The sequence below is a fragment of the Vibrio sp. MEBiC08052 genome, assembly GCF_001506075.1.
Taxonomy (GTDB): Bacteria; Pseudomonadota; Gammaproteobacteria; order Enterobacterales; family Vibrionaceae; genus Vibrio.
In genome coordinates, this window is sequence record NZ_KQ947475.1 from 949,672 (window position 1) to 975,221 (window position 25,550).

Annotated in this window: 22 protein-coding genes and 2 tRNA genes; 5 read left to right on the top strand and 19 right to left on the bottom strand. The window is 45.1% G+C overall.

Annotated features, from left to right (window positions below; genetic code table 11):
• Positions 1–37 precede the first annotated feature (37 nt).
• The 5 genes from xni to queF all read right to left on the bottom strand — a co-directional run bounded on the left by xni (position 38) and on the right by queF (position 7,265).
• Positions 38–820 carry a flap endonuclease Xni gene (xni, locus tag VRK_RS04295; RefSeq protein ID WP_059120248.1) on the bottom strand — a complete coding sequence of 261 codons (783 nt, stop codon included), beginning with the start codon at positions 818–820 and terminating at the stop codon, positions 38–40.
• A gap of 84 nt (positions 821–904) precedes the next feature.
• The gene (gene ppnN, locus VRK_RS04300; RefSeq protein WP_059120249.1) at positions 905–2,269 is read right to left on the bottom strand and encodes a nucleotide 5'-monophosphate nucleosidase PpnN; all 1,365 of its coding nucleotides are present in this window, start codon (positions 2,267–2,269) and stop codon (positions 905–907) included.
• Positions 2,270–2,488: 219 nt separating this feature from the next.
• Complete coding sequence (locus VRK_RS04305; protein WP_443083410.1) at positions 2,489–3,754, bottom strand: GGDEF domain-containing protein; 1,266 nt, start codon at positions 3,752–3,754, stop codon at positions 2,489–2,491.
• A 359-nt stretch (positions 3,755–4,113) separates the two neighbouring features.
• Positions 4,114–6,396 carry a tetratricopeptide repeat protein gene (locus VRK_RS04310; RefSeq protein ID WP_059120250.1) on the bottom strand — a complete coding sequence of 761 codons (2,283 nt, stop codon included), beginning with the start codon at positions 6,394–6,396 and terminating at the stop codon, positions 4,114–4,116.
• A 23-nt stretch (positions 6,397–6,419) separates the two neighbouring features.
• A complete protein-coding gene (gene queF, locus VRK_RS04315) occupies positions 6,420–7,265 on the bottom strand; it encodes an NADPH-dependent 7-cyano-7-deazaguanine reductase QueF (RefSeq protein ID WP_059120251.1) in 846 nt (281 codons plus the stop codon).
• 192 nt (positions 7,266–7,457) lie between these two features.
• Between queF and syd the strand changes: the two genes are divergently transcribed.
• Together syd and VRK_RS04325 are read left to right on the top strand one after the other, a co-directional pair.
• Positions 7,458–8,006, top strand: coding sequence for a SecY-interacting protein (gene syd, locus VRK_RS04320; protein WP_059122642.1), 549 nt, complete (start codon positions 7,458–7,460; stop codon positions 8,004–8,006).
• 3 nt (positions 8,007–8,009) lie between these two features.
• Positions 8,010–8,786: a Zn-ribbon-containing protein gene (locus tag VRK_RS04325; RefSeq protein ID WP_059120252.1), complete on the top strand. Its 777-nt coding sequence runs from the start codon at positions 8,010–8,012 to the stop codon at positions 8,784–8,786.
• A 112-nt stretch (positions 8,787–8,898) separates the two neighbouring features.
• Here VRK_RS04325 and VRK_RS04330 read toward each other — a convergent pair whose 3' ends face one another.
• The 3 genes from VRK_RS04330 to metN form a co-directional block, all read right to left on the bottom strand.
• Complete coding sequence (locus tag VRK_RS04330) at positions 8,899–9,708, bottom strand: MetQ/NlpA family lipoprotein (protein ID WP_059120253.1); 810 nt, start codon at positions 9,706–9,708, stop codon at positions 8,899–8,901.
• Positions 9,709–9,780: 72 nt separating this feature from the next.
• On the bottom strand, positions 9,781–10,458 hold the full coding sequence (locus tag VRK_RS04335) for a methionine ABC transporter permease (RefSeq protein ID WP_059120254.1): 678 nt from the start codon (positions 10,456–10,458) through the stop codon (positions 9,781–9,783).
• Entirely contained in the window at positions 10,448–11,482 is a 1,035-nt protein-coding gene (gene metN, locus VRK_RS04340; RefSeq protein ID WP_059120255.1) for a methionine ABC transporter ATP-binding protein MetN, read from the bottom strand. Before metN ends, VRK_RS04335 begins: the two co-directional genes overlap by 11 nt.
• Before the next feature lie 320 nt (positions 11,483–11,802).
• On the opposite strand from metN, the gene gmhB reads away from it, so the two are divergent.
• Complete coding sequence (gene gmhB, locus VRK_RS04345; RefSeq protein WP_059120256.1) at positions 11,803–12,351, top strand: D-glycero-beta-D-manno-heptose 1,7-bisphosphate 7-phosphatase; 549 nt, start codon at positions 11,803–11,805, stop codon at positions 12,349–12,351.
• A gap of 237 nt (positions 12,352–12,588) precedes the next feature.
• Here gmhB and VRK_RS04350 read toward each other — a convergent pair.
• The 3 genes from VRK_RS04350 to VRK_RS04360 all read right to left on the bottom strand — a co-directional run bounded on the left by VRK_RS04350 (position 12,589) and on the right by VRK_RS04360 (position 13,663).
• A tRNA-Tyr gene (locus VRK_RS04350) sits at positions 12,589–12,673 on the bottom strand.
• 73 nt (positions 12,674–12,746) lie between these two features.
• Positions 12,747–12,831 (bottom strand) — tRNA-Tyr (locus VRK_RS04355).
• Positions 12,832–13,057: 226 nt separating this feature from the next.
• Positions 13,058–13,663, bottom strand: coding sequence for a YitT family protein (locus VRK_RS04360; RefSeq protein ID WP_059120257.1), 606 nt, complete (start codon positions 13,661–13,663; stop codon positions 13,058–13,060).
• Between the two features lie 323 nt (positions 13,664–13,986).
• Between VRK_RS04360 and glyA the strand changes: the two genes are divergently transcribed.
• The gene (gene glyA / locus VRK_RS04365) at positions 13,987–15,237 is read left to right on the top strand and encodes a serine hydroxymethyltransferase (RefSeq protein WP_059120258.1); all 1,251 of its coding nucleotides are present in this window, start codon (positions 13,987–13,989) and stop codon (positions 15,235–15,237) included.
• Positions 15,238–15,383: 146 nt separating this feature from the next.
• On the opposite strand, the gene VRK_RS04370 is transcribed toward glyA, so the two are convergent.
• From VRK_RS04370 to ybeD, 4 genes are all read right to left on the bottom strand, one after another.
• Positions 15,384–15,713 (bottom strand): hypothetical protein, encoded by a 330-nt coding sequence (locus VRK_RS04370; protein ID WP_059120259.1) that lies wholly within the window; start codon positions 15,711–15,713, stop codon positions 15,384–15,386.
• Between the two features lie 205 nt (positions 15,714–15,918).
• Positions 15,919–16,884, bottom strand: coding sequence for a lipoyl synthase (gene lipA, locus VRK_RS04375; protein WP_059120260.1), 966 nt, complete (start codon positions 16,882–16,884; stop codon positions 15,919–15,921).
• Positions 16,881–17,528: a lipoyl(octanoyl) transferase LipB gene (gene lipB, locus VRK_RS04380; protein ID WP_059120261.1), complete on the bottom strand. Its 648-nt coding sequence runs from the start codon at positions 17,526–17,528 to the stop codon at positions 16,881–16,883. Before lipB ends, lipA begins: the two co-directional genes overlap by 4 nt.
• Positions 17,529–17,743: 215 nt before the next feature.
• Entirely contained in the window at positions 17,744–18,022 is a 279-nt protein-coding gene (gene ybeD / locus VRK_RS04385) for a DUF493 family protein YbeD (RefSeq protein WP_059120262.1), read from the bottom strand.
• 405 nt (positions 18,023–18,427) lie between these two features.
• On the opposite strand from ybeD, the gene VRK_RS04390 reads away from it, so the two are divergent.
• On the top strand, positions 18,428–20,335 hold the full coding sequence (locus VRK_RS04390; protein WP_059120263.1) for an ATP-binding protein: 1,908 nt from the start codon (positions 18,428–18,430) through the stop codon (positions 20,333–20,335).
• Positions 20,336–20,467: 132 nt separating this feature from the next.
• On the opposite strand, the gene VRK_RS04395 is transcribed toward VRK_RS04390, so the two are convergent.
• The 4 genes from VRK_RS04395 to mrdA all read right to left on the bottom strand — a co-directional run bounded on the left by VRK_RS04395 (position 20,468) and on the right by mrdA (position 25,549).
• On the bottom strand, positions 20,468–21,646 hold the full coding sequence (locus VRK_RS04395; protein ID WP_059120264.1) for a serine hydrolase: 1,179 nt from the start codon (positions 21,644–21,646) through the stop codon (positions 20,468–20,470).
• Positions 21,647–21,744: 98 nt separating this feature from the next.
• Complete coding sequence (locus VRK_RS04400) at positions 21,745–22,539, bottom strand: septal ring lytic transglycosylase RlpA family protein (RefSeq protein ID WP_059120265.1); 795 nt, start codon at positions 22,537–22,539, stop codon at positions 21,745–21,747.
• Entirely contained in the window at positions 22,539–23,660 is a 1,122-nt protein-coding gene (gene rodA / locus VRK_RS04405) for a rod shape-determining protein RodA (RefSeq protein WP_059120266.1), read from the bottom strand. Before rodA ends, VRK_RS04400 begins: the two co-directional genes overlap by 1 nt.
• Complete coding sequence (gene mrdA, locus VRK_RS04410) at positions 23,660–25,549, bottom strand: penicillin-binding protein 2 (RefSeq protein WP_059120267.1); 1,890 nt, start codon at positions 25,547–25,549, stop codon at positions 23,660–23,662. Before mrdA ends, rodA begins: the two co-directional genes overlap by 1 nt.
• Position 25,550: the final 1 nt, after the last annotated feature.

A 25,550-nucleotide genomic window follows, 5' to 3' on the forward strand; every position in this document is an offset into this window, starting at 1 on the left:
TAGTAGCTTTGATTTCCAGATGCTGGGAGCGTGTCGATTATGACTCGCTCTCCGGTGGCTGAAAGCGAATATCTTGCAGGTTAAATCCCAGCTGAATATCGGTTTTGAGGGTTGCGACGGCTTTGCACTGACGTGCCAATTCAATATGTTCTGTGAGTTTTTTCTGATATTTCTTCGGCAGCTCCGTACTTTGGTAGGCTTGCTCAATATCGCTAAACTGATTAAGAATTTCCTTCGCCGCTTTAGGGCCAATCCCCGGTACACCGCTGACTTGACTGGAATGAATGCCAGTGAGCGCCCAGTAGTCACACAGCTGTTCGGGACGTACGCCGAATTCTTGAGTGATAAATTCCTGATCCAACCACCGATGCTGGAAATAATCCCGAATTCTCAGGGTCGGAGAGAGCAACTGACAGTAGCCTTTATCGGTTGAAATGATGGTCACTTGTTCCTGATGACTGGCAACCTTGGTCGCCAGCGTGGCAACCAGATCATCGGCTTCGTCACCACTGGAGAGGAGAGAGTCGATACCGATTTCCCACCATGCCTGTTGAATGGTGTCCATATTTTGTCTCAGAGCATCGGGCATCGGTTGCCGTTTTTCTTTATATTGAGGCAGCAGTTGTGCACGCCAACCGCGATCATCAGAATCATGATCAAACACAGCAATGATATGCGAGGGAGACGTCTCTTGAATGATTTTGGCTAAAGTCCGGCTGGTTGTTTGGCACGTTCGTTCAATATCTTCAGCATTGGGTTGTGCTGAGTGAACGCGGCGAATCAGGTTGAGTGCGTCGATAATGACAAGGTGTAAAGACATCAGCGTTCTTCGCTCAGGAGAATATTAAAATAAGGGCCGAAGCCCCTATTCTAGTGGATAATGACGTATTCGGGCAACCCATGCTTAATTGTTGGCAATTTTATAGCAGGGCTCATAAGCATGTCCGCCGGGCAGCTTCATGCGGTTCTGTTGGACGAAATCCTTCAAGAGCTTGTCCATTTTTTGCATGATTGCCCGCTCTCCATCGATGATGAAAGGACCATGTTGTTCGATTTCCCGAATGCCTTCTGCTTTGACATTTCCTGCTACAATTCCTGAAAATGCCTTGCGTAGGTTGGCAGCAAGCACTTCCGGTTTCTGGTTCATGTGCAGATCAAGATTCGCCATCGCATGATGATTTGGCACAAATGGCAACTGAAACTCCGGATCAATTTTGAGTGACCAGTTGAAACTGTAAGCATCACCATGCGCTTTTCTAAATTGACGGACAACGGGCATTGCCTCATTCATTTTGCGCGCGACTCTCGCGGGATCATCAATGATAATCTGATAGTGTTTGCAAGCCGCATCTCCCAACGTTTCACTGATAAACTGATCGATTGAGTTGAAATAGTCTTCGCTGCCTTTCGGGCCGGTCAGAATAATCGGTAGCGGTTGCTCGGCATTGTCCGGATGCATCATGATGCCGAGAATATATAATAGTTCTTCAGCCGTGCCCGGACCACCGGGAAAAATTATAATACCGTGCGCCATGCGAACAAACGCTTCCAGACGTTTCTCGATGTCTGGCATGATGATCAGCTCGTTCACGATCGGGTTTGGTGGCTCGGCCGCGATGATTGAGGGTTCGGTCAGGCCAATATAGCGTGCATTTTTATAACGTTGTTTCGCATGGCCGATTGCCGCGCCTTTCATCGGACCTTCCATGGCTCCCGGGCCACAGCCGGTACAGATGTTGAGCTCACGCAGTCCGAGTTCATTGCCGACTTCGCGGGTGTACTGGTATTCAACCGGATTGATTGAATGACCGCCCCAGCAGACCACTAGGTTCGGGGTGAGTCCGGGCACGAGTGTCCGGGCGTTACGCAAAATATCGAAAACTAAATTGGTGTTATAGACGGAATCGGTCAGATTATATCGTTTGCTGTCTGCGACATGCATGTTGACATAAACAATATCGCGTAACACGGAACAAAGGTGTTCTTGAATCCCTTTGATAATTTCGCCATCAACGAAGGCATGTTCAGGTGGTTCAATCAATTCTAGTTTGATGCCCCGTTCCCGTCTGAGGACGTTGACGTCAAAGTTCTGATATTTATCCAGTAGCTCTTTAGAGCTGTCGGTATGGCTGCCAGAATTCAAGACAGCAAGTGTACAGTTTCTGTAAAGTTGGTACAGATCCCCGCTGGATGCAGTTTTCTTCAGGCGTTCCACTTCAATCTGCGAGAGCAGATCCATACTTCCGGTCGGGCTGATATGAGTAATCATGAATGCCTCCTTGATAATAAGTACGGAATAATATGTTTTTCTAATAGGTTGAGGCTAATGATAAATAAATATAATAACTATATGATTTTACAGTAACAATCTAGTCCGTAGATGATCAACTAGGGAACTGAAACTGTTCAATGATGTGATGTTTATCACTCTATTGTGTTGGATTGGTTAAAAAACACTCACCTCTGCGGGGGTTATGCTTAAAACGTTTTATTGCCAACTGACTTGATTTGAGCCGGCTTTTTTGGCTTTTTGTAATGCATGATAAACTCGTTCCAGAAGCTCTTCCGGCGTATCACCTTCTTGAAATGCGACACTGGCAGCACTTAGTGTAATGGTGAGATGTTTATCTTTAAATTTGAAAGGAAGCCGCTCGACTTGACGTAAAATGGTTTGCACTAGCAGATAACTTTCCTGTTCGGCACGGTCCGGCATGATGATCATGAATTCTTCACCGGAAAAACGAGCGACCGTATCGGTATCAGACAGTTCTTTTTGAATTGTTTTGGCAATGATTTTCAGGGCTTTATCGCCGGCTGAGTAGCCAAAATTTTTGTTGAGTCCCTTAAAGTTATCGATATCGAGTAATACGACTCGCAGGGGATGTTGGTTTTTGATCCACCGATGGTATTCTAATTCCAGACGGTTATGAAAAGCTGCTCGGTTATACACTTTGGTTAATGGGTCTTGCAGCACTCTCTGCGCTTGATCTTCGAGCCGGCAGCGATAGTCTTGGGTCGATTCGTATAGTGACTCGGCTTGATTGCGAGTGTACTCCATCCGTTCAATCAATGCTTTTTCACGCAGCTCAGCATGAGTGAGACGTTCTGATAAAGTCGTCAACTGAGCCAGTAATGGCATTAAACCGGATTTGAGTGAAGCATAATCCTGTTCTTCTTTCAGAATTTTGTTACTTCGGGTCATCAGCGTGTTGAACTCTAGATTCATTTCCTGACGGTGTGACAGATAACTCTGATTCTGTTGAATGCTCTGCTTGGTACTTTTAAGATGCATAGCCAAAGAACTATTGATCTGCTCAAGGAATTGTTCTGATTTCTTACGCTCATAGGTTGTCCCCTCAACGACCAGTCGCAGGACCTCCAGCGTTAGCTCCAATAGTGTATTGGGCGTAACACCGACCAATAACTTGGCGCGGATATCCATCAGCACCTCTCCGGATTCGCCTTCAAAATCCAGCTCGGTGATCAGTGTTTGCAGCTCATCGGATAATTTTTTGTGCAGTGCTTGTTCTGCCGTATGACTCATGGCATTTGAACGGTGTGGATTCGTTGCAATAATTTTGACCGAACGCTCATAAAGGCCCAGCAATTTTACCGCTTGCTCTGATTTTGGCGATGAATGAACAGAAGAGACGTTCAATAGATCGCGAAGATCCCGTTTTACCTTTGAGGGCAACCCGGGAATTCTTAACAAAGTCTCTCCGCCATGACGAATGTGGCGTTCAAGATTGGTCATTGTTTTTTCCATAGTCAACGTCTGTTGTTTCAGTATTTGTCAATCACAGCAAATCCAAGGGAATCCGTGTATTTACGTTGTTGTTGTTTTGTTTGTTCTGCCAATATAACCACTGGTCATTTGGCATGTCATTGTCACGTTAGCAGATGACAGAAAAATGATACATCGTTTCAGTACGCTGTTCTCTCCCCTCGATTTGAACCGAAGTTGCTTTGTGTGTCAAACGAACTTTATTGAGTTGGGATCTGAACGGGTCAGATAGGATGATGATGTAAGTGGTGCTCACCATGAATGATCGAATCGATGAGCCGGTATTCTATCAGTTAAAATCATCAGTGAAAGTGCGACTGATACAGTGTTTATGTATCCTTGAGCAGATTCTTGATGCTTTCTTCATTTTTATGTGAAGAATGCACTTTAATCAGTCCTTGGCTAATTGCCTGTCGGCAGGCTTGACGAATATCATCTGTTGCAAAGCTGGCCGCCGGGGCATTGTCGATTGCTTTCAAATAAACCCAATGGCTACTCTGTTCCGTGATGCTGAGCTCTCTTGACGCGCTGGTCGCCATCAGCAGGATATCCAGTAACTCTTTCTCATTGATTGCGGTATACGCTTTCGGTAAAAACGGGTAATCGGTGATGCCGATTCGAATGATCCGATTCAAATGACTGGATGGCTGAAACTCATTCACCCACGTTTGAATTTTTTCGAACAATGCTTGCGGAGACGTTTCATCGTTCTCATCGGCTTGTATGTGATTGTTTTCCACATAGACAAGGTTGGCATCCGTAAAATGAAACAGGCGCATGTGTTCGTCCAGTTTGTCTTTCAGGTATTCGCCAAATGCTAACTCAAGCTTGAGACCTTCTGTGTAGCCATGCTCAAGATACATATTGCGTAAGAAAGGAATATCGATCATCGCAAATCGTAATCGATCACTGAGAGGCTCATGGATCAACTCACCGATATGCCATTGTTCATAGGTATGGCTGCTCTTTTGTAGAGAAGAAGAGAGGTCTTCATTAAGCATCCGTAGATTATTCAAATGAGAGCGAGAATGCATGAATAAGTGATTATTGAGATATTCGATCTCTTCGTTCTGCTGTCGAATAATGTAACCACGTCGTAAAATGAGTAGAAAGAAAATGAACCCAGTCGCAAAAAGGCCATAAGAAATATTTTGTAAATACCGATAATGTTTTTCTTGTTGCTTCAGCGCCCGATCTTGACCTGCCAAATGTAATGTTTGCTCGACAAACATTTTTTGCTGTTTGAAAGCTTCTTCGCTGATGTGATTCAACTGATTTTGCTGTCTTTGACTCAATTGGTTGTACTGACGTGAATAGTTGAGCGCTTCCAAATAGTGGCCTTGCTTCTCAGATGACTCGGAGAGTAACTTAAATGCCTGCATCAATGTTTGATCATCCTGAGTCTTGCCCGCCAGAACAGCAGACTGACGTGCCAGTGCAATTGCCCGAGACGTATCCTTTTGATAAAAAGCGATCCCGGCTTTCAGGAGTAAGGTCTGTCCCTGAAGCTGGGGAAAGTTAAACTGCGCCAGTAATGGCTCAATCGCTGACAGATAATCTTCGGCCAGCGGGTAGTTATAGAGCTGCATATAGGTTGATGCCAAACGAATCCGTATCGCGATGAAAAGCTGCATGTCGTGCTGTGTGACCGAGTGATCCAGCACGTTCAGGTAGTAGACGAGTGCCAGATTGAACTTACTTTGTTGGTAGTAGATATCGCCCATACGTTTGAGGATATCCACCAGTACAGGGGATTCCTCATAGGCATCATAAAAATCAGCGGCCTGAGCCAGATACAGAAGCGCTCTATCGAGTACCTTACGTTCATAAAACAGTTGTGCCAAGAGCGAGTTAGTCATCGCCAGTAATGCACTATCATTGGATTCTAATGAACTCCAATAAGCGGTCAGCAGCTCTGACAGTGCTTTATTATAACGCTTGTGATTCAGGTAGTGCTTGCCGACCTGAATATGATACTCGATCTGTCTTTTGACGGATTGCGTTTCGCTGATGTAGGCTTTGGCTTCTTCATAATGGCTTTCTGCCAGCTCATTCTCATCAGATTTTGAGGCAATTTCAGCTAGAAGCATCAAAATATTATAGTGAATTCGTTTGCCAAGCTGTTCAGCATTTTTAAGCTGGGCTAATGCGGTGGAGAGTTCTTTGAGCTGAGTCCGTGCCTGTTGTGTGTCATGATTGAGGAGCCAGTTCAGACGGATTTCCAACTGACGAACCTCGATTTCCAGATAAGGCAACTGGTATTTTTGGGTTAATGCGATGGCACTTTTCAGATAGCGCAGTGCTTCATCATAATACCCCTGGCGAAACAGTGCCTGAGCCAGGATCTCCATGGCCTCAACACTAGAATTCGGTGTGCGGATGAGGTTGTCTGAGCTTTCATTGGTGATCTTCGACGGGGTTTTCTCATTCGTATCCGATAAGGTTCTTTTGGTCAGATAAGCCGACGTGAGTGACTGTGCTTCCTTCGGCGAAATATCCAGAAGTAGATTGGCTTCTTCCAAGGTGGGAGAGGTGTAAACACTAGCAAGCACCATATGGCAGCTACTGAAAAGCAACCATAAAGGTAGCGCATTTCGGATGGTTTTGATCATCTGAACGGTGACTCCCAGCCTGCTTATTGACGTGCCATACGCAAAACACTGGCCGGCTGGCTATCTTCCGTTGAGCGGTAAGGATTTATATCCAGCCCTCCGCGACGGGTATACCGTGCATACACGGTTAATGATTGTGGTTCGCAATATTTCATCAGATCGGTGAAAATCCGTTCCACACACTGTTCATGAAATTCATTGTGTTCACGGAAAGAGATCAGATAACGCAAGAGTGCTTCGCGATTGATCTGTCTGCCACGATAACGTATTTCAACGCTGCCCCAGTCCGGTTGATTGGTGATGAGACAATTGGATTTCAAGAGGTGACTATGCAGGGTTTCTTCAACAAAGGTATTTCCGGTTGCTTGTTCCAGATAGGCTGCGTTGAATGCATATTGGTCGATTTCAATATCCTGTTCATCAATACATTCACCTTCCATTGTGATGATGTGTTGGTGAGTGAAATCATTGACATGTCTGAGATTAACCGTGACTTCTTCGCCGGCACAGTCAGATAAATCAGCACTGAGTCTGGCATGAACCGACTGCCAATCGTCAAATTTTGTCTGATTAAAACTGTTTAGATAAAGTTTAAATGATTTGGATTCGATCAGATTCGGGCTGGTGGCAGGGATTGAAACATATCCGATTGCGACTTGCGGTAACCCTTTAGCGTTAAGCCATGATAGCTCATAAAGCGTCCAGAGGTCACACCCCTGAAACGGCAGTGGCTCCGATAACTGCAGGTCATCTCGGTTTAGGCTTCTAGGGACTGCTTGCAGCAGCGAAGGATCATAATGACTTGCATAGATAGTATCTTGGCCTAACTTAAGGTCAGCCAAGGCTTCGGTATCGGAATATTTGCTCATGCTCAGGACTAAATTCGTTTAGAATACGGAGAATTTTACGCAATCCACCCGCCAATGTCATTAGGCGCGGGCTGTCTTCGTGAAATGATCGATAAATTATCGGAGAAAACCGATAATCTGCGGAGCGCGATTGCTTTCTTTGGCCCGGGCCGGAGAAAATGGCGGTATCACAGTGATAATTCGGAGAATAACATGAGTGAAATGGTTCTATCATCATCCCTGACGCACTTTTGTCAGCGTTATATATTGGCGTATCAACAGAAACATGGTTGTTTGCCAATGAATACCGAATTAGCGGATTGGCCCTCGCCTTGTATTGATGCTACACAAGGTGACATTGTGTACTGGCAGCCAGTCAGTCGAAGTGAACCCGCTGACTTTGCAAGCGCTGAGCAGGCGATTGATCTGAATTTACATGAGGATATTAAGGCATTTTACGGCACACAGTTTTGTGCCGATATGGGAGCTCGCTGGCAAGGTGAGTCATTAACGTTACTGCAAGTTTGGAGTGAAGACGATTTTGCCCGGTTGCAGGAGAATATTTTAGGCCATTTGGTGACCCAACGCCGTTTGAAACTCAAACCCACTGTTTTTATTGCTTCCACCGATGCGGAACTCGATGTGATCTCGATTTGTAATCTGAGTGGTGAGGTTATTTTGGAGCGCCTCGGCACATCAAAACGGGACATACTGGCACCGACGCTGGATGCTTTTTTAGAACAATTAGAACCGATGGTGTAACTGATGTACGTTGTTGAACTCCAGTTTGAATGTTTTGATAACACAACGGTTACAGCCGTTGAAGGTGTGATTTCGGGGTTACTGGAAGCATTACGGTTTAACGGGCAGATTCTGGGACGTGAATTTCCTGTTGTCATGGGAGACGGTGAGTTTTTTGTCCGGGCGGTCTGTGCGGAGAAACAGAGTCTGCACCCGGATTATCACTCCGATTTTGTCCGCCGATGTATCGCAAGACTGGCTGAGGCCAGTTTACTCGCCCCGAAAGTGCGTGTCCTTGGGCGAGATATGCACTCGGAACAAACGGACCCCGATGAACCGCGTCAATGGCAGGTGCTTTATACCACCTATGTTCATACGTGTTCGCCATTGCGCAATGGCAAAACGCTCCTGCCAATTCCTTTGTATCGGATTCCTGCGACATTCAATGGTGATCATAAAGCGATAATTAAGTGGCAGACGGAATGGCAGGCTTGTGATGAGCTACAGATGGCCGGCGGGTGTCAGGCTGAACATGCAGCTCTAAAAGAAATCATGATGCCGGATAGTGATTTGTTCCGGCGTGGCTGGGATTTGCGAGGGCGCATTGAGTATTTGACGAGAATCCCTACTTACTATTATCAGTACCGCGTCGGTGGAACCAGTTTGGAAGATGAGCAGCACCGTTGTTGTCCGAAATGTGGCAGCGAATGGCGGCTAGCCGAACCTCTGCACGATATTTTCCATTTCAAATGTGATTCGTGCCGGATTGTTTCGAATCTGTCGTGGGATTACCTGAAGTAAGTGTTCATCAAAATGAAGCAATAAAAAAGGGCATTGAATGCCCTTTTTTTATTGCCAAGACAAATGAGTACCGAGACGGATGTTGTTATCGTGTTGACTGTAAAATTTGGTTTTACCAGCCTTTTACAACACCGTCATTGAAGATTTTCATCGCTGCGTTATAAACTTCATCAGTCTGATAAGCTTTGACAAAGTTTTGCACGTTTTCATCATTGACGTTATTTTCACGCGCAACGATCAGGTTGACGTATGGTGATTCTTTGTCTTCGACAAAAAGGCCATCTTTTTCCGGAGAAAGGTGTAGTTGGCTGGCGAAAGTTGTATTGATAATCGCGATAGAAACATCATCCAGTGAACGAGGCAGTTGTGCCGCATCTAATTCAAGGATTTCTAACTGTTTTGGATTTTTCACAATATCTTGTACAGTTGCTTTCAGTCCGACACCATCACGTAAGGTAATCAGACCTTGCTGCTGAAGGAGGATCAGTGAGCGACCAAGGTTAGTCGGATCATTTGGCACGGCAATCCGATCACCATCTTTCAGCGCATCAACTGATTTGATTTTTTTGGAATATCCTGCAATCGGATAAACAAACGTATTGCCGGCAATCTCTAATTTGTAACCACGATCTGCAATTTGCTGATCCAGATAAGGTTTGTGCTGGAATGCGTTTACATCCACAGAACCATCATCAAGTGCTGCATTGGGCGTGACATAATCGGTGAATGTGATCAGCTCGACATCAAGATTGTATTTATCTTTTGCCACTTTTTTAGCAACTTCAGCAACCTGTGCTTCTGCACCGGCAATCACACCCACTTTGATTTTGTTATTATCGGCAGTTTTATCACCACAACCGGCCAGCACAAGCGCTGAAGCTGCTGTAGCAATCGTTAGTAAACCCTTTAAACTTAATTTCATAAACTTCTCCTTGGCTTAATCCTGAGCGATGATCATCAATCATCGATGTTTTTATTGTTTATCTGTTATCAACTATCTGTGATCAACTCGGCGTACGACGGCATCGCCAATTGACTGAATAATTTGAACGAGAACAATGAGCATGATAACAGTCACAGCCATCACAGTAATGTCATAACGGTAGAAACCATAACGAATCGCTACATCACCGAGTCCGCCGCCGCCGACGGTTCCGGCCATTGCCGAGTAACTGACCAGTGTCACCAGCGTAATGGTGACTGAATTGAGAATGGTTGGCATCGCTTCCGGCAACAGAACTTTGGTGATGATTTGCAGCGGTTTCGCTCCCATCGCTTGGGCAGCTTCAACGAGACCGGCAGGGACTTCCAGCAGCGCACCTTCAATCAGTCGGGCCACAAACGGAATTGCACCGATAGTCAATGGGACGATTGCCGCTGTTGTGCCGATAAACGTGCCGATCAAGAGTTTGGTGAACGGGATAATCGCGACCATCAAGACCAAGAATGGCACCGAACGACCGATGTTGACCACTGCACCCAATATACGGTTAAGACGTCGGTTTTCCAGCAACCCTTTCGGTTTTGTGATATGCAGAATAACACCGAGCGGAATGCCGACGAGAAAGCCGACCAGACCGGAGATTGCAACCATATAGACTGTTTGCCCGGTGGCATTCAAAATCAGATGATTGTTTTGACTGATCCAGTCAACGATGAGGTTAATTGACATACCCAAGGACCTCTACTTTTACATGCTGTGAACGGAGATATTCAATCGCTGCCTGATCGTTGGCATCTTCTCCGAGGAGTTCTGCGACCAACATGCCAAATTTGACACCACCGGCATAATCGAGATCCGAACTGAGAATATTCACATCCATATTAAAATCCCGTGAGATATGTGAAACCAATGGGGCATCAACCGTGGCGCCGGTAAACTCCATCCGAACGAGCGGATAACTGCCCGGCACGCGTTGCGGATGGAGACGACTTTCATAATCTTCCGGAATCGATAAATCCAGTGTCGAGCGAATAAACTGGTGAGCGAGCTCTGTTTTCGGATGGGCAAAAATATCGCTGATACTGCCTTTTTCAACCAACTCACCGTCACCGATGATGGCGACTTCGTGACAGATACTTTTAACGACATCCATTTCATGCGTAATCAGCAAAATCGTAATATCTAACTGGCGGTTAATCTGTTTGAGCAGTTGTAAAATCGATTGGGTCGTCGCCGGATCCAATGCACTGGTGGCTTCATCACATAACAGCACTTTGGGATCACTCGCCAATGCGCGTGCGATAGCAACGCGTTGCTTTTGTCCGCCACTGAGGTTAGATGGATACGCCTGTTTTTTGTCGGTAAGGCCGACAAGTGTCAGCAATTCATTCACTTTATTATGGATATACTGCTGATTCTGACCTGCAAGTTCCAGCGGTAAAGCAATATTGTCAAATACAGTTCGGGATGATAGCAGATTAAAATGCTGGAATATCATGCCGATATTGCGTCTGGCCTGACACAGCTGAGCTGCGCTCAATTTGGTCAGATCAACACCGTCAACAATCACTTCACCGCTGGTGGGAGACTCCAGCATATTGACACAGCGTATCAGCGTACTTTTCCCTGCACCGGAAGAACCGATCACACCAAAGATCGTCCCTTGCCGGATATGGAGATTAATGTCTTTCAGGGCGAGTATCTGATTGTCGCCTTGACCAAACATTTTATTGACGTGATTTATTTCAATCATTAGAAACCCTGACTAGGAGTACTTAGCTTATTCATTGAATTCCACCTCAGATGACGAATTGTATGCTGAGGTATGGTGTGTTGATAGATGAAATTGTATTCAACCCGAACAACACCTGCGATTTGGTAGTGGATGCTATGGCTTCATGATAATGAAGTCAATCATTTTCGACGTCTAGACGTCTAAAGTTAATATTGTGGCGATTTGTTGGGAAAAAGCAATTAAAAATCTGTAACGAGATACAAAGGGGATTTGGGTGTATCTCCGACAGTCAGTTTGAGTATAATAGCCGACATTAATCAGTCGGATGGGGTAAAGCTTTGGCCAAACCAGCAGTGTTTCTGGATCGCGATGGTGTGATCAATATTGATAGTGGTTATGTTCATGATGAGCATGATTTTCACTTCATTGATGGGGTTTTTGAAGCGACAAAACGCTTGAAAGATATGGGGTATCTTTTAGTCGTGGTCACGAATCAGGCAGGTATCGCCCGAGGTTTGTTTACTGAAGATCGCTTTTTGAGCCTGACTCAGTGGATGGACTGGAACTTCATTGATCACGGAGTTGAGTTGGATGGGATCTATTATTGTCCGCATCATCCTGAGCATGGTCACGATAAATATAAACAGGACTGTGACTGCCGAAAACCTCAGCCCGGAATGTTTATTTCTGCGCGTGATTTTCTTAACATCGATATGGCCAATTCGGTGATGGTTGGTGATAAACCTTCAGATTTGGTTGCAGCTCAGGCCGCGGGGGTTGGTACTTCAATTCTGGTCCGCACCGGAAAACCGGTGACTGAAGCCGGTGAATCACTGGCTGATGTGGTGCTTGATAGCATCAAAGATGTACCAGCCTATTTGGCTTGATGGCTTTTTATCGGTACAGCTACGTACAGAAAGTAAGCTTGAATTGATGAAATGATAAAATAAAGCAGAGAGGCGATTTATCTGTCTGAGTCGCTTTGCTTTGGGTGATTGTCATTTGGGTTATCGTAATAATAAGTGGCATGTTGAATCGGACATTGCCATTGTAAGAAATCCGAAGCGAATCAGTTGCCTGAATGGCGATAGAAAAAAAGCCAGCGATACGCTGGCTTTTCTATATGGTGGAGGGGGACGGATTCGAACCATCGAAGGCGGAGCCGGCAGATTTACAGTCTGCTCCCTTTGGCCACTCGGGAACCCCTCCGGAGTGTTTTGTCATGCCTGAATTACTTTATCAAACCATTGCATGGAATTAAATAATTCAACCATGTTGAATATGGTGGAGGGGGACGGATTCGAACCATCGAAGGCGGAGCCGGCAGATTTACAGTCTGCTCCCTTTGGCCACTCGGGAACCCCTCCAGGGTGTGCACTTTATAGTGAAGAAATATTCCCGATTCATCTCTTCGGTGCGGGGCGCATCATAGCAAACCTATACGGCCTGTAAAGCCTTTTCTAATAATTTATGACTGAATGATGTCTTTTTGGACAAATGTGCTATTTCTTGTTCAACATCAGGTTATGTAAGACAAAATACTCTGTACTTTATCGTTTATAATCACCAATCACCTTTATAATGACCATCCGTTTATGATGAACCGTAAGTGACAGAATATCGGGATGGTTTATGGTTCATCGCAAGTACCACGTTGAGTACGGCTGCGCTGAGTACTGAAACAGCAATCGTCGTTGTGGAGAGGTAAAATAACGATGCACAGACAATTGACGCATCAATACATAATTGTGTCTTACCTACAGAAATCCCTAATTTATCCTGAATAAATAAGCACAAAACGTTGAACCCGCCTAAGCTTGAACGGTGGCGAAAAAGGATCAACATCCCCAGCCCCATGAAAAGCCCTCCCGTGATCGCACAGTAAATAGCATTGACATGTGTCAACTGAATTAGATGTGAAAATAGATCGGTAAACAGAGAGACCAGTAGTCCGGAAATCAGACTGTTCAGCGCGAATCGGCGGCCAAACCGTTTCCAGGCGAGCAAATAAAAAGGGGCATTACATAGCAGATACAGCACCCCAAAGGAGTAGGGGGTGAACTGATTGAGTAATAGTGCTAATCCTGCCGTTCCGCCGGTAATAGCATGGGCCGCTTGCAGAAACATAATTCCCTGAGCAACCAAAAAGCTACCGGTAATGATGGCAATGATATCTTCCTGAAATGTGTGCTTTTCCATCGATAGTCAAAAAGTATTGGGATAATTTGCGGAGAATACTAAAGAAAAGGTGACGTTTTCGGTAGCTAGAAACGATAAATTCAGGTAAACCTATGTCTTTGGTACTTTACATCATGTAAACCTGAAAGTTGACACTCATGATTGCTATCATGGTGTGACTTTTCGGTATCATGAAAAAACTGCATGATAATTTGTATATTTGGGCTTTATGACATAAATCAATTTAGGTAGAATACGCGCCAAATTAAGTGACGAAAACGTTTGCGTTAAGTCAGAATGTAGTTTTATTAAACTTTCCAGTCAATCTGAGTCAGGAGATACAGATGCTTAAGCGTGATATGAATATCGCTGATTATGATGCGGATCTTTTCGCAGCCATTCAAGAAGAAACTCTTCGTCAGGAAGAACACATTGAACTTATTGCTTCAGAAAACTACACCAGCCCACGCGTCATGGAAGCTCAAGGTTCTCAGCTGACCAATAAGTATGCAGAAGGCTATCCTGGTAAGCGCTATTATGGTGGTTGCGAGTATGTCGATAAAGTTGAAACATTAGCGATTGAACGCGCATGTGAACTGTTTAACTGTGAATATGCAAACGTTCAGCCTCACTCAGGTTCTCAGGCTAACAGTGCCGTGTACATGGCATTATTGAATCCCGGTGATACGGTTTTAGGGATGAGTCTGGCTCACGGTGGTCACTTAACGCATGGTTCTCCGGTTAACTTCTCAGGTAAACACTATCATGTGATCCCTTATGGGATTGATGAAACTGGTCAGATTAACTATGACGAAATGGAATCGCTGGCTGTTGAACATAAGCCGAAAATGATTATCGGTGGATTCTCTGCCTATTCACAGGTTGTGGATTGGGCTCGGATGCGTGAGATTGCTGATAAAGTCGGTGCTTACCTATTTGTCGATATGGCACATGTGGCAGGTCTGATTGCTGCCGGCGTTTATCCAACGCCTGTTCCGCATGCTCACGTTGTTACCACCACAACACATAAAACACTGGCTGGCCCTCGTGGTGGTTTGATTCTGTCGAACGCTGGTGAAGAGATGTACAAAAAACTGAACTCTGCTGTATTCCCCGGTGGTCAGGGTGGTCCTCTGATGCATGTGATTGCGGCAAAAGCGGTTGCGTTTAAAGAAGCGATGGAGCCTGAATTTAAAGCATATCAGGCTCGCGTTGTGCAAAATGCCAAAGCGATGGTTGCTCAGTTTCAGGCGCGTGGCTATAAAATCGTCTCGAATAGTACCGAAAACCACTTGTTCCTGGTTGATCTGATCGACAAAGATATCACCGGTAAAGAAGCGGATGCGGCACTCGGTGCAGCGAATATTACCGTCAATAAGAACTCTGTACCCAATGATCCACGGAGTCCGTTTGTGACTTCAGGCATTCGTGTCGGCACGCCAGCGATTACCCGACGTGGTTTCACGGCCGATGATGCAAAAGAGTTGGCAAACTGGATGTGTGATGTGCTGGACAATATCAATGACCCAAGCGTGATTGACGCGACGAAAGCAAAAGTTCTTGAAATTTGTAAGCGTCTGCCTGTCTACGCATAAGCTATCTGCATTGCGATGATAAAAATAAACCCGCTTTTAAGCGGGTTTATTGTTTTGAGATAAAGTACATTCACAACCAAGCAAGAGATTCAAAAGTGCCGGCTAAACAGTAAAGTGACAGAAAACATCACCTCAAAATGCGGGGATTAATCTTTAGAGATACTTAGTGTGGTGCCTGACTTACATTTGAATAAGTAGTAGCTTTCACTCTCAGTAAATTTGCCCAACCCTTCGCCGTCACAGTAGTCAATGTTGATTCCACGCATCACTTCAAGTGTGCTTTCTGATTTGAGGGCAAATTTAGAGCCGTCGGCACAGACGATGCGGACACGTCCTGCATTATCCAGCGAGTAGACTTTCACGTCGGTATTACAAAGTTCAAAAGACGCTTCACGGTAGTTATCTTCTTTGGTATTTGAAGCACAACCTGCGAGTGTGACCGCGAGTCCAATGCCCCAGATAGTGGCAGTTTTCATCATATATATCCTTACATCGACAGTGAATTCAAGTTGCTCTCTAGACTATAGAACAACAATCATAGATTCAATATTACAACTCAAATTATGGCAATTGTTTCACATTTGCAATGAAGGTTATTTCTGAGCGAATCCAAAGCATTGATGTGAGAGAGCGTGCCGCAGAGAGAGTAATCAGGCCGGTGCAATGCACCGGCCATCGGGATTATTTTACTTCAACACCTTTGGCTTGCAGATCGGCATGATAGGATGAACGAACAAACGGACCACATGCAGCATGCGTAAAGCCGAGTTCAAGCGCAATCTCTTTCAGCTCATCAAACTCTTCCGGTGGCACATACCGTTCAACGGGTAAGTGATGGCGGCTTGGTGCCAGATATTGACCCAGCGTCAGCATAGTTACACCATGTGCACGCAGATCTTTAAGCACTTCGACAATCTCTTCTTTGGTTTCACCCAGTCCCATCATCAGGCCTGATTTGGTCGGGATGTCCGGGTGTTGCTGTTTGAATTTTTGTAATAATTCAAGAGACCATTTGTAGTTTGCGCCGGGTCTGACTTTCCGGTACAAGCGCGGTGCGGTTTCCAGATTGTGATTGAATACATCAGGCGGGTTATCTTGCAGGATATCCAGTGCGGTATCCATCCGGCCTCGAAAATCAGGCACCAGCGTTTCGATACGGATATCAGGGTTGAGCGTCCGGATTTCTCGGTTACAGTCCACAAAATGTTGGGCACCGCCATCACGTAAGTCATCCCGGTCAACCGATGTGATCACAACATATCTGAGTTTCATATCCCGGATAGTCTGCGCGAGTTTATGAGGCTCTTGCGCATCCGGTGTTAAAGGACGCCCATGTGCGACATCGCAGAAAGGGCAGCGACGCGTACAAATCGCCCCCAGAATCATAAAGGTTGCGGTACCATGATTAAAGCATTCTGCCAGATTGGGGCAGGACGCTTCTTCACAGACAGAATGTAGATTATTCTTGCGCATAGCAGATTTAATATCCTGAATACGCTGACTATCTGTTGGGAGTTTAATCTTCATCCACGCGGGTTTACGCAGTTGCTCTTTCTGTTCGGTCGGCATGTTTTTGACCGGAATCAGTGCCATTTTATCAGCGTCGCGATATTTGACGCCTTTTTCCATTTGAATTGGTTTGCTCATGATATTGCTTCTGTTCTGAATTCTATATGCTCGTAACCCAGTGTTGTTACAAGCGTTGTGATGAGTTGTTCTTCGACGGTTTGCATGTCGGACGGACCACCGAGTTCACTGACCTGAACCATCTCCATACCTTGGTAGCCACAAGGGTTGATTCTTAAAAATGGTGATAAATCCATATTGACATTCAGAGCCAGCCCATGAAAAGAGCAGCCTCTGCGAATTCGTAGTCCCAGAGAACAGATCTTTTTATTCTCGACATACACACCGGGCGCATCTGCTCTGGCCCGTGACTGAATATGAAATGTATTCAGTGTTTCGATGACAATATTTTCAATGTGTGTGACGAGTTCTCTGACACCGAGTTTCTTACGTTTTAAATCGAGTAGAAAATAAACAACCAGTTGCCCGGGGCCATGATAGGTGACTTGCCCGCCGCGATCACTCTGGACGACGGGGATGTCTCCCGGGTTGAGAATGTGTTCTGCTTTTCCGGCTTGACCCTGAGTAAAAACAGGATGATGTTCAACCAGCCAGACTTCATCACAGGTTTTATCCGTTCGCTGGTTGGTAAAATCGTGCATCGCTTGCCAGATAGGCTGATAGTCCTGTTGACCGAGTCGTTTGATAACGAGTTGGTTCTCCATAGTATGACTCATCCGCGATAAATAAAGTATTTGGATTATAAACTGCTTCGAGCAATGGAACTACTCAATGATGATAAAAAATGGCCGCATCTTTGGATGAGCCATTCTAACGATTTGATTGATAAGGAAAGATTACCGTTGTTGTCTTTCAAAAAAAATTGAATTTTTCAAAAAATAATAGAATTTATGGATGTGTATCCGGCTATCTGTCTCGCTTACAGAACCATACGCACAATATCGATCTCACCTAGCTCTTTATAGAGTGTTTCAACCTGTTCGATCGATGTTGCGGTGATATTGACGGAAACTGAATGATAGTTCCCTTTCGCGCTAGGCTTGATGGTCGGGCTGTAATCTCCGGGGGCATGACGCTGTATAACCTCAAGAACTAGTTCTGGTAACTCCGGTTTTGCATGACCCATAACCTTGTAGGTAAACGAACAAGGAAATTCAAGCAAGTCTTTTAGTTTAGCATCTGAGTTTATTGTTAACATAAGTGCAACTCCGGCTGAGGTCGATAGGTAAGGAAGGGAATAATACTGATTAATGACATGGATCTCAAGATGCACTTTTATGTTCAAATTGTGCGTGTTTGTGTGGTTTCACGCAAACTTTAGCGGTTTATTGAATGACTTTAGTTATATAAAGTGAGTTGGTATTTTTATTATGAATTTACCAGAATGCTGCTTTAGTGAAGGGAGTAGCCCTAGAGAAAAAATAAATGTATAAAGATTAATGTGTTAGTGAAATGCTATGCAGATGAGGGTGATCGACCGCGGTAAATTTTATATTGAGCGTATCGTTTATGCAACTAATTGGTATATGCTGAAACTGCATCTTGGGGTTATTTTGATAGAGATGACATTGTTTTTGTCGTGAGTTTAGTAGGTTAAGAAATAATGCAGCAGATTGCTAAAAACGCTCATCGTAAAGGGTTGCGTATTAAAGAAACATGGAAATTTGTCCTATTCAGTTGTGTGTATGTGATTTCCTGTATTTCTTTTGTTGCATATCTTTATGTACAAGCGAAGCAGTCGATCGAAGATGATCTGAATAATCGGCTCTATCACGGTGCTTTGGTTGCCTCTGCAGTTCTGGGAGAGCATTACCATGATGGATTAGTCAATAAGCACTCTAAAACTGAAGCAGAAGATTGGCATGCCATCGAGCGATTGACCGAATATAGCAGAAAGATGGATCTGACTTATATTTATACGGTGATTGAGCGGGGTGGGCAGGCTGTCCTCGTTTCATCCAGCGCGTCCGAAGACGAGTTGAAAAATAATACCTATGTTCGTTTTTTCGATCCCTATCCTGATGCCAGTCACCAATTACTGACCGCATTACATGAAAATCGCATTATCTGGGCAGATTATGATGATCATTGGGGCGATTTTCGTGCTGTTTTTGTCCCGATGTATTCCGCTGATGGTTCACGTTATGTTGCCGCGGCTGAGATGTCGATGAGGGAGTATTATGCACACCAGAAGGCAGAAGAAGGTGAGACCCGGCTTCGGTTGGCAGGGTTTTCTATTTTTCTCTTCATTAATTTCAGTATATTGGTGGGGGTTTATTTAACGTATATCCGACATAACTTGATGCAGTTACGCCGAAGTACAGCTGCACTACAAGCGGCCAGAAAAACAGCCGAGTCCGCCAATCGGGCCAAAAGTAAGTTTGTTGCTGTCATGAGTCATGAAATCCGGACACCGTTGAATGGTATTCTCGGGGCAACCGAACTTCTGAGTCATTCTCGTCTGGATACCAAGCAGCAGGAGTTTCTTAATATTATTGAGTCTGGCGGGAGTTCTTTACTGGCGATTGTGAATGATATCCTTGACCTGTCGAAAATCGAGGCGGATAAAATCACCTTTGAGCCTGATAACTTTGAACTTCGTCCACTCATATCGACTGTGATTGATTTAATTCGTCCACAACTAAAATCTTCGGAGATTCAACTGAGTTACGAGATCGGCGATTTTGTGCCTCAATATATCCGCAGCGACCCCAAAAAACTGCAACAGATTTTGATTAATTTGTTAGGCAATGCAGCCAAGTTTACTTATCACGGCGAAATTCATCTTAGCGTGAGTTTAGCGTGCAGCGATAGTGATCCCCGTCTTGTGTTTAAAATCAAGGATTCAGGGATCGGCATTGAACAAGAGCACCTGAAACGTCTGTTCCAGCCTTTTATGCAAATCGGCTCTCATGTGGGCGGGACGGGGTTAGGACTCTCGATTTGTAAGAGCTTTGTTGAAATGATGGGGGGAGATATTCAGGTTGAAAGTATGCCCGGACTCGGTGCAACATTTTGGTTTGATATTCCCTATCAGGTGGTCGGGCAGGTCGGTGGTCAGTCAGATAAAAGCGGCCAATCGATCCCGCATTGTACCCCGCTGAATATTCTGGTGGTCGATGACAGTTCTCTCAATCAGTCATTAGCACGATTTATGTTGGAAAAGTTAGGTCACCGGGTTTATACCGTCGAAGACGGCACTCAAGTGCTGAAGGCGGTACAAAACAGCAATTATGATGTGATCTTAATGGATATCTACATGAGTAAGATGAACGGGATGGAAGCAACACGTGAAATCCGTCGTCAGACTGAGATGAAACAGCCTTATATCGTTGCTTATACGGCTAATGCCAGTGAAGAAGATATTGAGCAGTACAAAATCTGTGGGATGGATGATGTACTGCCCAAACCTGCGCAGCTTAAAGATATCGAAAGAGTTTTGCGTCGTGAGTCATTACTCTGGCCAAAACGGTTGTCCGCGCAGGGTGAGCAATCAACAACCAGTATATAGCCTTGGGTGAATTGCTCGATAGAACGAGATGTGGATTGTATCAAAATAAAAAAGTCCGCCAAAATAAAAAAGCCTGATATTAAATCAGGCTTTTTTATTGAGAGTGAATGCTACATCACATTATGATCCGGATTAGAATAATCCTTTAAATAACAAGATGATGTAATCCCATAGACGACTGAAAATACCACCTTTTTGGACATCTTCCAGCGCGATTAACGGATATTGGGCAACATCTTTACCTTCTAGCTGATAATACAGTTTACCGACGACGTCACCTTTTTTAATCGGTGCTTCCAGCTCTTTCTCTAAGACGAAGCTGGCTTTCAGGTTTTTCGCTTGCCCTCTTGGTAACGTGACATAAGTATCTTTATCAACACCTAATGCAACGGTGTCTTTGTTACCCATCCAGATGCGTTCGTTAATAAACGTTTCTCCGGCTTTATGTGGTGCTACCGTTTCAAAGAAGCGGAAACCGTAGCTGAGCAGTTTTTTACTTTCTGACTTCCGTGCATTCGTACTTTTTGTTCCCATCACCACAGCAATCAAACGCATGTTGCCTTCTGTCGCTGAGCTAACGAGGCTGTAACCAGCATGGCTGGTGTGGCCGGTCTTGATACCATCAACGTTCATGCTCTTATCCCAGAGCAGGCCGTTGCGGTTATATTGGGTAATGCCGTTATAGGTGAATTTCTTTTCAGAATAGAGTTTATATTCGTTCGGCACATCGCGAATCAATGCTTGTGCCAAAATCGCCATATCATAAGGGGTTGAATAGTGATTGCCGTGGTCCAGTCCATGCACATTCTCAAAATGGGTATTCTTCATACCGATAGTGTTGGCCCAGGCATTCATCAAATCGACAAACGCATCTTCGGAACCTGCGACATGCTCAGCCATGGCAACACAAGCATCATTGCCGGATTGGATGATGATACCGCGGTTCAAGTCTTTCACTTTCACGGTCGTTCCGACTTCGATGAACATTTTGGAGGAATCCGGAAAGTTTTTCGCCCAGGCGTTTTTACTGATAACCACATCGTCATCCGGGGAGATATTGCCACGGGCTAGTTCTTGGCCGATGACATAACTGGTCATCATTTTGGTCAAACTGGCTGGGGGCAGTTTGGTGTTCATCTCTTTTTCTGCAAGGACTTTACCTGAATGATAATCCATCAGAACATAGCCTCGGGCTGCAATTTGAGGTGCATCCGGAACCACTATCGGAGAGGCTGAAGCAGTGAATGTAAATATCGCCGCTAAGGCAATAAAAGGAGTAGAAATCGACTTCAAAAGTATTTTTTTATTCATGATAAATGCAGAATTTTACAATTAGTTATGTATATCTTAACAGAAACTCATTTTCTCAAGCCAGACCCAAAGGGCGATTCGGCCAGATTTTCCGGTATTTATTGTATCAGCCGGTGTTTCCTGATAAAGGCGGTGCTGTAGCCCAGTTGTTTCACCTGTTCCAGTGTCTGTTGAGTCTGGGAGTAGTCATGAAATGGTCCAAGGAAAACCCGATGACTACCGTTTAGGCTATCGATATAACTGGTCACAGATAACTTCTGACTCAAATCTTGCGATAAAGTTCGGGTTCTTTCCAAATGTGTTGAAGAAGAAACTTGAATGACGTAGTCAGATTGGTGTTTTTTCGGGGGAGCCGCCGCCGTCATGGTTGGGCGGTCATAAGTGAGTACCTCTATTTTGACGGGGGCCGTGCCCGTTCGGATTACGTCAAGCTTGAATGCCGCGGCATAGCTTAAATCGATAATTCTTCCGGTGTGGAAAGGTCCGCGGTCATTGACGCGAACAATAGCCGTTTTACCATTATTCGTGTTGGTGACCCTGACATAGCTGGGAATCGGTAACGTTTTATGGGCTGCGGTCATGGAGTACATGTCATAAATCTCGCCATTGGAGGTTTGATGGCCATGGAATTTTTTGCCATACCAAGAGGCAAGCCCTTGTTCTTTGAATCCATTTGGATTTTTGATGATATGGTATTTCTTTCCTCTAACAGTATAGTCTCTGTTTCCGCCAAGACTATAAGGTTCGTACTTTGGATGGGCATCCTCAATATTATCAACGGAGATGGGTTGTTTGGGGGCCACATCATTACGGATATCATAACGGCCGGAAGAGCTACAGCCAGCCATGAATAGAAGGATTGAGCTATAATATAGAAGCAGTCGAACGCTCATCAGATTGCCTTTGAAAATGCTTTTCGGTGAGTATGAATTGACATCAGAATGCCAAAGCCTGCCATGAGGGTAACCATGGATGTCCCACCATAACTGATTAATGGCAGCGGAACGCCAACAACAGGTAAAATTCCACTCACCATACCAATATTGACAAATACATAGACAAAAAAGCTGAGTACGATACTGCCCGCCATCATTTTTCCGAAAGCGGTTTGGGCATTACTGGCCAAATAAAGGCCGCGTCCGATGATAAACAGGTAAACGGATAGCAAAGCAACAATACCAATCAGTCCCCATTCTTCGGCAATCACGGCAAAAATAAAATCGGTATGACGCTCTGGCAGAAATTCAAGTTGTGACTGAGTACCGTGTAACCAGCCTTTCCCCAAAATACCACCGGAACCAATGGCGATCTTACTCTGAATTATGTGATAGCCGGCTCCTAATGGGTCGGACTCCGGATTGAATAATGTCCGCACACGTACTTTCTGGTATTCACGCATTAAAAAGAACCACAGAATCGGAACAAAAGCCCCAGTGGCAAAAATAGCTGCAAAAATGATACGCCAGCTAATGCCAGCGAGGAAGATGACAAAGATACCGGAAGCCGCAATCAGAATCGATGTTCCTAAATCGGGCTGTTTTGCGATGAGAATCGTCGGCACAAAGACCATGATCAACGAAACACCGAGAGTTTTGAATGACGGGGGGAGTGGATGTTTACCGATATAGCGGGCGACCATCAGCGGGACCGCCAATTTGAGCAGTTCTGACGGCTGAAAACGAATCACGCCGATATCGAGCCAGCGTTGCGCACCTTTCGATACTTCTCCGGCGAGCAGAACTCCGAAGAGTAGTAAGACACCGCAGAAAAACAGGAAAGGTGCCAAAGATTCATAACTTCGGGGTGATAACTGGGCAAGGACAACCATAATTGTGAGTGCTAAGACCATCCGCATCGCTTGGCGTTCCATCATCGCCAGATTTTGACCACTGGCACTATACATCACCACCAGTCCAAACCCCATTACCAGCAGCAGACCGAGTAATAGAGGAAGATCAATGTGCAAACGTTCAAAGAATGCTCGGCTTTGGCCTGTAGATGGATCGAATTCCATTAGTCTTTCTTCTCTTGTTGGTCTTCATCTAGAATAATGTGATCAAATATCTTTCGCACCACGGGGGCACCATGATTGGAGCCGCCTCCCGCATTTTCCAATACGATAGTAACAATAGCTTTCGGGTTATCGACGGGTGCAAATCCAGTGAATAATGCATGGTCACGCAGGTGTTCTGCAAGATCGTCTGCATTATATTCTTCCCCTTCTGCGAGGCCGAAGAGCTGAGCCGTACCTGACTTACCGGCACTTTTATATTTGAGATTTTTGAATGCATGACGTGCGGTTCCCCGAGGGCCATGATTCACCAGATACATGCCATTGATTGCGATATCCCAGTATTTCTTCGGTACACCGGTAATTGGCGGATAAGTTTCAACTTCTGCTATCTGCTGTTTGTCAAAGGGCTCTCCGTTTTCAATGGTTGCCCGGAGAAAATGTGGAGCCAGAACCTTACCATGGTGAATTAAGACCGATATTGCTTTCGTGATTTGCATCGGGGTTGCTGTCCAATAGCCCTGGCCGATACCGACGGGAATGGTGTCTCCCTGATACCAAGGGGTTCGGTGGCGAGCCATTTTCCACTCTCTGGTCGGCATATTGGCTTTACTTTCTTCGAAGATATCAATCCCGGTATATTCTCCGTAACCGAACATTTTCATCCAGTGAGACAGCCGATCAATGCCCATATCATAAGCAACTTGATAGAAGAACGTATCAACGGACTCTTCCAGTGCTTTTGTGATGTTGACTTTACCATGCCCCCATCTTAGCCAGTCCCGGAAAGGTTTGGTTTTTGAATTGGGAATACGCCAGTAGCCCGGATCATTACGGGTGGTATTTGGGGTGATGACGCCTTCTTGTAGTGCTGAGACGGCAATTAACGGTTTGACTGTGGATGCCGGTGGATAGATTCCCAATGTGGCTCGATTGACCAAGGGATGGTCTTTATCTTCCAACAGGGCCCGGTAATTTTTACCGGTAATGCCGTGGACAAAAGCATTGGGGTCATAGCTTGGGCTGGAAACCATCGCCAGTACACCATTGTCTTTCGGATCGAGTACGACCGCTGAGCCTTTTTTGCCATCAAGTAAATGATAAACGTAACGTTGCAGGTTAACGTCTATATTCAGAACCAGATCTTTGCCCGGTACCGGAGGCACATATTTGAGGGTGCGGATAACGCGTCCGCGGCTGTTGACTTCAACCTCCTGATAACCCGGCATCCCGTGTAAAATATCTTCGTAATAGCGTTCGATACCTAACTTTCCGATATCACGGGTTGCCTGATAGTTCGCCTCTTTTGCTTCTCGTTTTAGTCGTTCAATATCACGGTCATTGATCCGGGATACATAGCCGATTACATGGGTCAGCATTTTGCCGAAAGGATAGTAACGTTTCAGGCGTGCAGTGACAGCAACCCCCGGGTATTTGTATTGATTGACCGAAAATTTGGCGACTTCTTCCGGTGTCAATTGTGTCAGAATCGGTACGGAGTTGAAGCGTCTGGTTTGGCGTAATTCTTTGCGGAAAGAAGCGACTTGTTCCGGTGAAATATCAATGATTTGTCTTAAACGCTGGATGGTTGCATTCATATCATCGACTTGTTCCGGTGTAATCTCCAAATCGAAGATAGGGCGATTTTCTGCCAGCAAGACACCATTGCGATCATAAATCAGCCCGCGGTTCGGGGCGATTGGGACAATTTTAATCCGGTTATCGTTAGAGCGGGTTCTGTAATCCTGAAATTGCACGACCTGAAGGGTATATAAGTTTGCGATTAGCACACCAACCAGAATGATAATCGCTAAAAACGAAATAATAGCCCTGTTTCGAAACAGATTGTCTTCTGACTTGTAGTCTCGGATCTGACTGCGTTTGCGAAGCATC